The organism is Methylobacterium sp. WL19, from assembly GCF_008040005.1.
Classification (GTDB): Bacteria; Pseudomonadota; Alphaproteobacteria; order Rhizobiales; family Beijerinckiaceae; genus Methylobacterium; species Methylobacterium bullatum.
The window spans coordinates 1-9,992 of the sequence record NZ_VRVC01000156.1; the positions used below are offsets into that span (position 1 = coordinate 1).

Genomic DNA, 9,992 nt, shown 5'->3' on the forward strand with positions numbered 1-9,992 from the left:
ACCGTCACGAAGAGCTCGAACCACTTGGATGGTGCGACCCGGGAGCGTGCCCGGTGCCAGTTTATCGTCACGTCGCCCCATGCCGTTGGCCGCGAGGCTTTCGCTATCGCTCTCGCGACGAAGACCGACATGGCGCCTCAAGCCGCTGTCGATCTTCTTGCAACGCTCCCCGGGCCGGCCGCAGCGTCGGCAACCGCCGCCGAAGACGTCGTTTCCTGGGCCGATGTCGCGGCAAGCCTGAACGGGTCTCGGCACTGATGGCCCGCTCGATCATGAAGAGCCTCTTCTCACGCGCCCGCGATCCGGCGCCGGCCCCAGCCGCCGAGATCACCGCGAATAAGGAGGCCGCCGAAGCCGAGCTAGGCGCCGCTATGACCGCCATCGAGGCGGCTGAGGCCGCCTATGCCGCCGGCCTTCTGTCGGCGACCGACGATGCCCTCCGCGCCCTCGACGGCGCTCGCCGGGATGCCGGCATACGGCTGGATCGCGCCAAAGCCCTCGTGGCAGCCTTCGCCGATCAGCTTGCGCAATCCGATGAAGCTGAGAAGCGGGCGGCCTTGGCGCGGATCGTGGAGCAAGCGACCTCGGACCAATCGGAACTCCGGGAGTTGTGCGAGCGCCAGCTGCCGACGATGGCTGCGACGGCGCGCGCGATCCTCTCGCTCCGGGCTCGGGCCGAGCGCACCACGCACACGGCGAACCGAGCGCTGGAGGCGGCCGGCGAGACCTCGATGCTGCCGGGCGTGGAGGCTTTCAGGGTTCAGCCGGGCCGGCCTCGTGAGGAGCTTGGCCGAGAGGTTCGCGATCTCTGGGTGGATGACGCCGGGAACGCCGTTGCCTTCCAGGACCAAATCCGCACGCAGAGCGATGGCAGCGGAACCTTGAGCCTTCCGCGAGCGCACCATGTCCATCACTTCACCCGACGCCGACGGTTCGAGATCGTTGAGTTCCTGCCGGAGGTCCGCGCGATCCAGCCGTCATCTCTCACCGAAACCGTGTCCGTTCCTGATCTTTACTCGTTGGCACAGGCCGGGGATCGGAAGCCGGAAACGACGACGCGTCCGGTCGAGCCGGCCCGCGATGTCATCAGCCGCAAACCGGTTCTCGGCACGCGGATGGCAACGGGCCGCGGATAGTAATTCTAAGAATTGCCGGCCGCTTGATGGTTCTCGGTCGGCAACAATGCGGGGATACCTGTGGAGGGTTCCGCCGACAATCCAATAGCGAAAGTAGACCTCCGGACCCCGCTCGGCGAAAGCTACACCGGTCAAGGCTTACACGTCGGCAACTTTTACTCTAACCGGCGTAGTTATGGGTGATGCGCCGTTACGACGTCCTCGATGGATGATACGGTAATTCGAGGATTGCCCCACACTGACGGCGGCCTACTTAGCTATAAGAACAAGTCATAATTTTTTACCATATCTTGATTAAGAAACAGGACCATGAAATTTACTATCATTCCGTGGTTTTGCAAATTTTGAGTTCGTTAATTCCATTCTATGAAGTGAACTAGACGCCTAAGTACCACTGTGACAGAACTCCAACCCAATAAATTGTCCGTCAAATTTTGGGGTGGTTATGCCGGCTTATATTTCGGTTGATGACGTTACGGTCGGAGAGAGTGCGGGCTATGCCGAGTTTGTGGTCAGGCTCTCGGCCCCGGCCACCGGGGCAGTCTCGGTCAACTGGCGTACGAACACTGCGAACGCCTACGACGACTACGCCAGCGACAATGGCAAACTCACCTTTGCACCTGGTGAGACCCTGAAGACCGTACGGGTCGCCATCACCGACGATACGAAGGCCGAGCCGACCGAGGCCTTCACCTTCGAACTCTACACACCGAGCACCAACGTGCTGCTGGGAAGCTCGAAGGCCCTTGCTACCATCATCGATAACGACGGAGATGCAGGCCGCCCGGTGGTGTCGGTGAGCGATGTCATCGTCGACGAGGCCGCAGGAGTAGCGCGCTTCGTCGTGACGCTCGACCGTCCCAGCTACAGCGCCGTCTCGATGGACTACGCCACCCAGAACGGCTCGGCCAAGGCCGGCGCAGACTATCAGGCAGTCAGCGGCGGGCTCCAGTTCGCGGCAGGTGAAACCACAAAGGTGGTCAGCGTCTCCCTGAACGACGATATCATCCGGGAGGGTACGGAAACCTTCGCCCTCAACCTGTCGCATCTCGTCGGAGCCAGCAGCACCGACACGACCGGCATCGCGGTGATCGCAGCCAGTGATGGCAAAGCGGTGAGCAAGCCGACCATAACGGTTGATGACGTTACGGTCGGAGAGAGTGCGGGCTATGCCGAGTTTGTGGTCAGGCTCTCAGCCCCGGCCACCGGGGCGGTCTCGGTCAATTGGCGCACGAACACCGCGAACGCCTACGACGACTACGCCAGCGACAATGGAAAACTCACCTTTGCACCTGGTGAGACCCTGAAGACCGTACGGGTCGCCATCACCGACGATACGGAGGCCGAGCCGACCGAGGCCTTCACCTTCGAACTCTACACACCGAGCACCAACGTGCTGCTGGGGCAGTCTATCGCCATGGCAGCGATCCTCGACAATGACGGTACTGCACCGCGCGGACAGCCAATGTCGGGCTCCAGTTCAGATGACGTCTTATTCGGCTCAGCGGGGGCCGATTCCCTATCGGGGGAGGCAGGGAACGACGTTCTTATTGGTGGCGCCGGTGCCGATGTCATGCATGGCGGCAAGGGCAACGACACCTACGTCGTGGATCACGTGAACGACCAAATTGTTGAGGCCGCCGATACCGCTACCGATCGCTATGGGACTGACACTGTGATGGCCACGGTCAGCCATGTGCTGGCGAAGAATGTCGAGAACCTCACACTCGTTGGCGGCAGCGCAATCAAGGGGGTCGGGAACAGTCTCACCAACGTCCTGATTGGTAACGAGGCCGCTAATGTCCTCGACGGAAAGGCCGGTGCCGATACGATGATCGGCGGGGAAGGTTCGGACACCTACATCGTCGACGCAATCGGTGACAGAGCCATAGAGGTGAGCGGTGCCAGCGGGACCGATCTCATTAAGGCGTCAGTGTCCTACTCGCTCGCCGGCTCTTACGTGGAGAACCTGACGCTCACCGGCACCACAAACATCAACGCCACCGGCAATGGCCTTGGTAACGTGCTCAAGGGGACCGCGGGTGCCAACAATCTCGATGGCGGCCTCGGGGCGGATACGCTGACGGGTCTGGCCGGTAAGGATACGTTCGTGTTCAGCACGAAGCTCGGCTCTACCAACATCGACCATCTTACCGACTTCTCGGCCGTTGACGATACGATCCAGCTGTCGAAGAGCATCTTCGCGGCGCTTTCGGCCGGCAGTCTTGCGGCATCTGCGTTCAAGGATCTTGCCGTCACGGGCGCCAAAGTCGATGCGAACGACCGCATCCTCTACGACCACGATACTGGTGTCCTATCCTACGACGCGGATGGCAGCGGCAGCGCCGCCAAGGCCATCAAGTTCGCCGTCATCGACAACCACGACAAGGTGGCGCTGACTCACCTCGATTTCCTGGTCGCGTAAGCACGCCACACCACTTGGCCGAACGCTCCTTGTTCGGCCAAGGCTCCCAAGTCGCTTAAAGTCCTTGCCCGTATTCGCCGCTGGTCGGCATGTGCGAGGCCGCTGCGCTCGAAGCGCAGGTCTGACACGCATTCCGTTCCCCGGCCGACTGTTCGGCGTGTACGTGGCGCCGTTGATGTTGACCGGGCCCGGCGGCGGGATTGGCGTGACGCCGCTCCTAGCGCGCACCATAGCGATACTGTCGGCTCCGGGCCGGCACATGCCGGAATCCGTTGTGGCGGCCGGCTGGCGCGATGCGGACCACCTACGAAAGGGGCTGGCGGTGTTTGCCGGCAAACTCGCGGTGGTCGGCCTGAGTGTCAGTTGGCGCAAGGCAGGGCTCCGGGTCGCGAAGCTGAAGGTCGTGTAGAAAGCCTAGGGCGCCTCTCTGCAGGCGATCACTTCAAGCAGGCACGGTTCGGCTACGAGCCAAGCTGCGTATGGCTCGGAAGGGAAGCGTCAGGACCGTCAAGCAGGCCCCCAGCGCCAGGACCACAAAAACCGAAAGGATCGCCGTCAGGATTTTGATCACGGGCGTGCTCCGATGTGCTGGCGTGGCGAGGCGTGCTCCCGACGCGCGATACACAGAGGTTCCTCCCGAAGTTCGGCGAGAGTGTGTGCATAGCTTCTGCAGATGCCAGGAAGGCGTCGTCCGTCATGTCGAACGACCGCATACCCTCACCGCATAGCCTTTGTCCGTCCCGCTACCCAGAACGTGCCTCGCGAGCCGCTGCCATGAGAGCGACCCTGCCGTGCTGGCAGCTCTCTTAGGGTTCCGCTTGCCTCGGTTTTCCCCGAAGTTAGAACTCTACTATCCGTGGGGTGAATCTCTTTGCACCCTCCCCCCCCGGCCTTCGCCCGGCCGACGCGCCGCATCCATGCCTGCCACTCCCGGCTGATGATGCGGACGAGGTTCGTGGAGCTTCTCCGGCCTTCGTGACGGCGTTCCTCGACCGTCAGCAGCCCGTCGCCCTCGGCGAGGCGGATGGCGCCCTGCGCAAGCCGCCGGCACACGCCGGCCCGGGCCGCGATGGCATCGACACACAGCCCGCACACGCCCTTGGCCGCGACCTCGTCGGCGACGATGCGCAGGACCGCCAGTTGGCCGGTGGTGAAGCGAGCAGCGAGGGCCGGCGGCATGGGTCCCGAGCACGCTAGCAGGCGGCGCCTGTCGCGAGAGGCGGCCTTGTCGGGGCTGGCGACGCTCCTGCGCGGCGGGAACAGGCTCACACGGCCGGCGGGGATGCCGACAGGCACGATGCCCTCACGGATCGCGCTCCGGCGGGCGTGGAGCCGTTCGGCGAGCGCCTGGGCCTGGACGTCGTCCAAGGCCCCTCCCCCGTGCCCCTGCCAGACCTGGCGCGACAGCTCGTCCATCTGCGCAAGCGTCCGCGCGCCGTCGATGGCGGCGGCCATGGTCGCGTGAAACATCGTCCTCGGTCCCTTACGGGCCGCAGGCAGGCACAAGGCACGACTTCATCGTGGACGGAATTGGCGTTCCGTCTTGACACCCAAGGGCATCATGTGGCTTGTGGGGAGTTGAAAACCGGCTCCCGAGCCACTCGATTTTTGCGGCCCTCCTGTTTGGCGACAGGGGGGCCGTAGTCGTTTCAGGGTCTATCTCGCGGCGGTGATCTCTCCTGCCGGCTCACGACTCACGAAGGATGTCGTTAACCGAAGCGCCTCTTGTCGGCCGAAGCCGGCCCTTACGTCAAACCCATAGCCCCCTCTTTCGAGAGCTAGAGCCAGCGCTAGGTGATATCAACCTATCTGTAAACCTACACCTAAATGTAAAGTGAGACCTAAACGGAAACCGTATCTTTACGCCCTACACGTACACGGTATGCACAGCATTCCGTCGATCCGTGGAGGTGCCCTGTGCACGTCGTCAGCCTCGTCGGGCTAAAAGGGGGGATCGGCAAATCCACCCTGACAGCCCATCTTGCCGTAGCCGCGCACCATGCCGGCATCCTCACCGCGATTGTGGACACCGACCCGCAAGCGACCCTTCGCATGTGGTCGACGCGCCGTCAGATCGACGGACCTCCTGTTCGTCCTGAGACAACTCCCGATTTCCTAGAGCCGACCCTGAAAGCCTTCGAGGCACAGGGAGCCGAACTGGTTTTCATCGACACCGCGGGGAAATCCGAGGCGATGGGAAAGCGCGCGGCCGAGCTGTCGGACTTGGTACTCATCCCCTCGCGCACCTCGCTCGCGGACATGGATGCCGTGCCCAGCACGGCGTCCATGTTGGAGGCCATAGGGAAGAAGCACTTCGTGATCTTCTCCGACGTCGACGTGTCCGGCCGGAAAACGGACGTGAAGGAGGCTTCGAAGGGATTTGCCGCCAGGGGCATCCCAATCGGCAATGCGAACGGCGCCCCCACGGTGTCTCATCGCAAGGCGTTCAAGTCCTGCTTCAACGATGGCCGGACCATTCAGGAGCTGGAACCCGATGGGAAAGGCGCCGAGGAGATCGATGCCCTGTTCCGGTGGGTAGCCAAGCAGATCGGCCTGAGGGTCAAGCGTAAGCGCGTGGAGACGTAGGATGGCGAAGAAGCCCGGCCTTTCGGCGGCGTTCACAATCGGGGAGCAGCCCATCCTCGACGTACCGGAAAAACCTCAACCTACAACTCCACCTAAAGCAACACCTACACCTTTACCTAGTCGGCGGGATCATCGGGCAAACAGACAGGCCTTCACGGTGTGGCTCGACCGCGACCTCGTGGCGAAAATCAGGGAGCTATCCCGGGACCTCGTCACCGAGCACGGTAGGGCCGGCAACTCGATTGAGGCACTGGTGACGGAAGGGATAGAACACGTCCTCGCGAAGCACGAGCGTTCTTGATCGTTCCCACAGAACGAGCAAAGGGCGCAACCGGGAAGCCGGTGCGCCCTCGCTTTTAGAGGATAATTTCGCGCTCTCCCCGGTCGAACAGGGCGAGGACAGGGTGATGTATATCAGCAGGGAGCTTATCCGGATAGAACTCCATCCGCTCCTTACTTTCCCATGTCGAGGCTGTACCTTCGTGATTATCCTTTAGAGAACACCACACCCGGACTTTCTTAACATAGATACCATCATCGAGTGACGGCCCGAAGGCTTTAACTCGCGTTACATGTCCTTCACACCGCTTCCCGCCCTTATAGACGAAGGGGCAGCGCATCTTATCTTTAGTTTCCATTTTGACCTCCTGCTGATTAGCACGAGGTCGCCTGGACAGATGGGTAGCAGTCCAAAATGGTCCAACTGAATGGACGAGGTAACAGCGACCGACGTCATCAATAGCGTTGACGAACTTCCTTGGCAATCGCGATGAGGCATCTTCGGGATGCTGTAGACGCCGCTGAACGCCCGTCCCGTTCACCACTCCCGCCCGGCGGGAGTCAATCCGCCGCAGGGGTCCACAATACGGCTCCGTACAAAGGGGCATTCCGCCCCGCTCTATTCGGTGGTAGCCCTGATACGTTGAGTAGTTCTAGGGCACAAGACAGCATTCGGTGTGCATAAATCCTGTACACATCCACCGTTTTACCTGCGAGATGCACAGAAAAGCTGTACATGATCCATACCCTGCGAACTACGCCTCATGACAAAGCCTCCCACACATAGGGCAAGCAGATCGTGACCGCGCCAGAAGAAAACCTCTCGTTCAAAATCATTGGTGACTACTACTCGCCAAGATACAACGATGGAGACACCGTCATATCTCGGAGTTTGGGAGGCTGTCTGTCCCTCTATATTGGACTGCAATCGGTGGCGATCATCGAAGACGGCAGTACGTATGTGGGAACAATCCGAGAGGGTACTATCGAGGGGAAGTATGACATCGAGCACTTCAGGGAACCAACCCTGCGCAACGTAGACATACAGTCCATATCGAAGGTCTCGTGTATCATCCCTTCGTAGGAGCACAGGGTGGGTGTGAAGGCAGGGGGGCGCCTCAGGGCGCCCTCCTGCCTGCCGTCGCATCTCACATCCGTCCTAACCCCTGAAAGACATCCTGAACCCGAGCCCCGCTGCCGTACTGGTGGTGCTTTGCCGACTGGGATAGACCCGCCGCCCTAGAACTGACCCGGGGCAGGGGACCGCATGAGCGATACGGCACAGCACGTCCCGTTCCTCGCCGTCGCCGTCGAGAACGGCGAGTTGCGGGCACAGCTCGCCGAGGTCCAAGAGCAGTGCATCGAGCTGGCCGTGGATGCCGGCGAGCTGCATGCTGAGATCGAAGCGCTACGCCGCGAGTTGGTCGAGGTCAGGGCCGAGCGAGATGCGTGGCAATCCCGGTGCGAAAAAGCAGCCTGCGGCTCCTAGAGGACGTGAGCGATGTGCAACCTTTACAGCTTGGTCACGTCGCAGGCGGAAATCCGTGAGGCCTTTGGCGTGAGCGAGGACCGCGCCGGCAACCTACCGAGGATACCCGGCATCTTCCCCGACCAGATGGCGCCCATCGTGCGGATCGAGGACGGCAGGCGCGCGCTTGAGATGTTCCGATGGGGCATCCCCGGCCCGAAGCAGTACGGGGAGCACCCCGTCACCAATGTGCGGAACGTGAAGAGCCCGCACTGGCGGCCCTGGCTCAAGCCGGAATACCGCTGCCTCGTCCCGGTGTCCTCCTTCAGCGAGTACGCGGACACCAAGCCGAAGAAGACGCCCACGTGGTTCGCCCTCGATGACGACCGGCCGCTGTTTGCCTTCGCCGGCATCTGGCGGCCCTGGACAGGCGTGCGCGGCACCAAGGCCGAGAACCCCGACCGGGAGGAGGCCGAGCACCGGCTGTTCTCGTTCCTCACCTGTGACGCGAATGGAATCGTCGGCCCGGTCCACCCGAAGGCAATGCCTGTCCTGCTGACGACACCAGAAGAGTGGCGGACGTGGCTTGAGGCGCCGACAGAGGTCGCCCTTGAGCTACAGCGCCCGCTTCCCGACGTCATGATGAAGGTGGTGGCGACAGGCGCGCGGCGCGATCCGGCAGAATGAAGATCGCATCGCGGCCGGCCTGGTGGTGGGACCAAGCCGGCCAGGAAGTCGTCTTAACGGGCCGAGGCTTCTGCGTCGGCAACGAGGCGCCGGGTCGCGGGGGCACGCGGGGTCAGGGACGGCGTGGTCGTCAGCTCGGAGGCCGGACGAACCGATGCCGTAACGCGAGCCTGCTCACGGTAGAGCGTCGGCGTGATGTTCACGCGATCCTCAGCCATCGCCGTACCGGTCAGGGTGGCAGCGGCGAGAGCGGCGAGCACGATTTTACGAACGGTCATGGTACTTATCCCTCAAGAGTTTCGGGGACTGCGCCCCGTCTGATGAGAGGGATATGCGCTGCGGTGCACCATCATTCCAACAGATCAAATCGATAGCCGGTATTGATGAAATCGATGCATCTTCCCGCCTTGTTCCTCGTCCTGTCACTGGCTCCTGCTTTCGCGGCCGAGCCGATCACCGGCCGGGCCTCGGTGGTAGACGGCGACACCCTCGACATCGGCGGCACCCGCATCCGCCTTCATGGCATTGATGCACCGGAGAGCGGTCAGCTTTGCCAGGATAGGGCAGGGAAGGCCTTCCGATGCGGGCAGGCCGCTGCCCTCGCGCTGGCCGACCGGATCGGCTCCACGCCCGTCTCCTGCGATCCTAGGGATACCGACAAGTACGGGCGCACCGTCGCGGTCTGCCGGAAGGGCACAGAGGACCTGAATGGGTGGCTGGTGGCGCAGGGCCATGCCGTCGCGTATCGCCGGTACTCAGAAGACTACGTCCCGGCCGAGAACACCGCGAAGGCGGAGAAGCTTGGGATTTGGGCCGGCTCCTTCACGATGCCGGGCGACTGGCGCAAGGGCGAGCGCACCATGACGATGGGGTTCGCGGCGCCGGGCGGCCCGGATGGCCCCATACCCTCGCCAACGCCTCCGCAGCCGGCCCTCAAGGCCGGCGGCTGCGCGATCAAGGGGAACATCAGCCGAAAGGGGGAGAAGGTCTTCCACGTCCCTGGATCGCGCGATTACGAGCGGACCCGGATCAGCGAGAAGGACGGCGAGCGCATGTTCTGCTCGGAGGATGAGGCGCGGGCAGCTGGGTGGCGCGCACCTCGCGGATAAGCATTTAAAAACACGTGGGAGATAGAAAATTGAACAATAAATCCTTCCTGTGCGCTATTTCATTTATGGGCATATTATCATCAAACTATAGCTATGCTGATAATAGTCTATATGAATGGTGCGTAAATTCATACCCCAACAAAACGGATTGGTGCTCCAAGCAATACTCCAAACCTGTCCCCAATGACAAATCACTAGAAACGGATAATTCGAATAATATCTCCAATAAAGCTAAAAATGAAGAAAACAATATAATAGAAGCAATAAACGCACGATCAAAGACAACTCATGAATATGTTTTG

The 9,992-nt window shown here is 61.6% G+C and carries 11 protein-coding genes and 1 pseudogene; 10 read left to right on the forward strand and 2 right to left on the reverse strand.

The window, feature by feature from the left end; all coding sequences use genetic code 11:
- From FV220_RS25855 to FV220_RS25655, 4 genes and pseudogenes are all read left to right on the forward strand, one after another.
- Positions 1-258: pseudogene (locus FV220_RS25855) on the forward strand (hypothetical protein); the annotation flags it as partial.
- Between the two features lie 113 nt (positions 259-371).
- The gene (locus FV220_RS22045) at positions 372-1,136 is read left to right on the forward strand and encodes a hypothetical protein (RefSeq protein WP_210245962.1); all 765 of its coding nucleotides are present in this window, start codon (positions 372-374) and stop codon (positions 1,134-1,136) included.
- A 445-nt stretch (positions 1,137-1,581) separates the two neighbouring features.
- Positions 1,582-3,561, forward strand: coding sequence for a Calx-beta domain-containing protein (locus FV220_RS22050; protein ID WP_147833228.1), 1,980 nt, complete (start codon positions 1,582-1,584; stop codon positions 3,559-3,561).
- Between the two features lie 259 nt (positions 3,562-3,820).
- Positions 3,821-3,970: a hypothetical protein gene (locus tag FV220_RS25655; protein WP_187273495.1), complete on the forward strand. Its 150-nt coding sequence runs from the start codon at positions 3,821-3,823 to the stop codon at positions 3,968-3,970.
- Positions 3,971-4,278: 308 nt separating this feature from the next.
- Here the strand turns inward: FV220_RS25655 and FV220_RS22055 are convergent, their stop codons facing one another.
- Positions 4,279-5,031 (reverse strand): hypothetical protein, encoded by a 753-nt coding sequence (locus FV220_RS22055; protein ID WP_246689515.1) that lies wholly within the window; start codon positions 5,029-5,031, stop codon positions 4,279-4,281.
- Positions 5,032-5,478: 447 nt separating this feature from the next.
- On the opposite strand from FV220_RS22055, the gene FV220_RS22060 reads away from it, so the two are divergent.
- The 4 genes from FV220_RS22060 to FV220_RS22075 all read left to right on the forward strand — a co-directional run bounded on the left by FV220_RS22060 (position 5,479) and on the right by FV220_RS22075 (position 8,581).
- Entirely contained in the window at positions 5,479-6,147 is a 669-nt protein-coding gene (locus FV220_RS22060) for an AAA family ATPase (RefSeq protein ID WP_147833229.1), read from the forward strand.
- A 1-nt stretch (position 6,148) separates the two neighbouring features.
- A complete protein-coding gene (locus FV220_RS22065) occupies positions 6,149-6,448 on the forward strand; it encodes a hypothetical protein (RefSeq protein WP_147833230.1) in 300 nt (99 codons plus the stop codon).
- 1,245 nt (positions 6,449-7,693) lie between these two features.
- Positions 7,694-7,915, forward strand: coding sequence for a hypothetical protein (locus FV220_RS22070; protein WP_147833231.1), 222 nt, complete (start codon positions 7,694-7,696; stop codon positions 7,913-7,915).
- A 12-nt stretch (positions 7,916-7,927) separates the two neighbouring features.
- Positions 7,928-8,581, forward strand: a complete 654-nt coding sequence (locus tag FV220_RS22075) for an SOS response-associated peptidase (RefSeq protein ID WP_147833232.1) — start codon at positions 7,928-7,930, stop codon at positions 8,579-8,581.
- Between the two features lie 53 nt (positions 8,582-8,634).
- Here the strand turns inward: FV220_RS22075 and FV220_RS22080 are convergent, their stop codons facing one another.
- A complete protein-coding gene (locus tag FV220_RS22080; RefSeq protein ID WP_147833233.1) occupies positions 8,635-8,859 on the reverse strand; it encodes a hypothetical protein in 225 nt (74 codons plus the stop codon).
- 105 nt (positions 8,860-8,964) lie between these two features.
- Here FV220_RS22080 and FV220_RS22085 point away from each other — a divergent pair, with 105 nt between their 5' ends.
- Complete coding sequence (locus tag FV220_RS22085) at positions 8,965-9,690, forward strand: thermonuclease family protein (protein ID WP_147833234.1); 726 nt, start codon at positions 8,965-8,967, stop codon at positions 9,688-9,690.
- Positions 9,691-9,719: 29 nt separating this feature from the next.
- On the forward strand, positions 9,720-9,992 hold a 273-nt coding region (locus FV220_RS25860; protein ID WP_210245963.1), incomplete at its 3' end, for a hypothetical protein.

What these genes read in the sequence shown, in the direction of transcription:
- FV220_RS22080 (WP_147833233.1), bottom strand. Translation starts at nt 8,859, where the DNA reads ATGACCGTTCGTAAAATCGTGCTCGCCGCTCTCGCCGCTGCCACCCTG.
- FV220_RS22075 (WP_147833232.1), top strand. Translation starts at nt 7,928, where the DNA reads ATGTGCAACCTTTACAGCTTGGTCACGTCGCAGGCGGAAATCCGTGAG.
- FV220_RS22055 (WP_246689515.1), bottom strand. Translation starts at nt 5,031, where the DNA reads ATGTTTCACGCGACCATGGCCGCCGCCATCGACGGCGCGCGGACGCTT.
- FV220_RS22050 (WP_147833228.1), top strand. Translation starts at nt 1,582, where the DNA reads ATGCCGGCTTATATTTCGGTTGATGACGTTACGGTCGGAGAGAGTGCG.
- FV220_RS22065 (WP_147833230.1), top strand. Translation starts at nt 6,149, where the DNA reads ATGGCGAAGAAGCCCGGCCTTTCGGCGGCGTTCACAATCGGGGAGCAG.
- FV220_RS22085 (WP_147833234.1), top strand. Translation starts at nt 8,965, where the DNA reads ATGAAATCGATGCATCTTCCCGCCTTGTTCCTCGTCCTGTCACTGGCT.
- FV220_RS25655 (WP_187273495.1), top strand. Translation starts at nt 3,821, where the DNA reads ATGCCGGAATCCGTTGTGGCGGCCGGCTGGCGCGATGCGGACCACCTA.
- FV220_RS22070 (WP_147833231.1), top strand. Translation starts at nt 7,694, where the DNA reads ATGAGCGATACGGCACAGCACGTCCCGTTCCTCGCCGTCGCCGTCGAG.
- FV220_RS22045 (WP_210245962.1), top strand. Translation starts at nt 372, where the DNA reads ATGACCGCCATCGAGGCGGCTGAGGCCGCCTATGCCGCCGGCCTTCTG.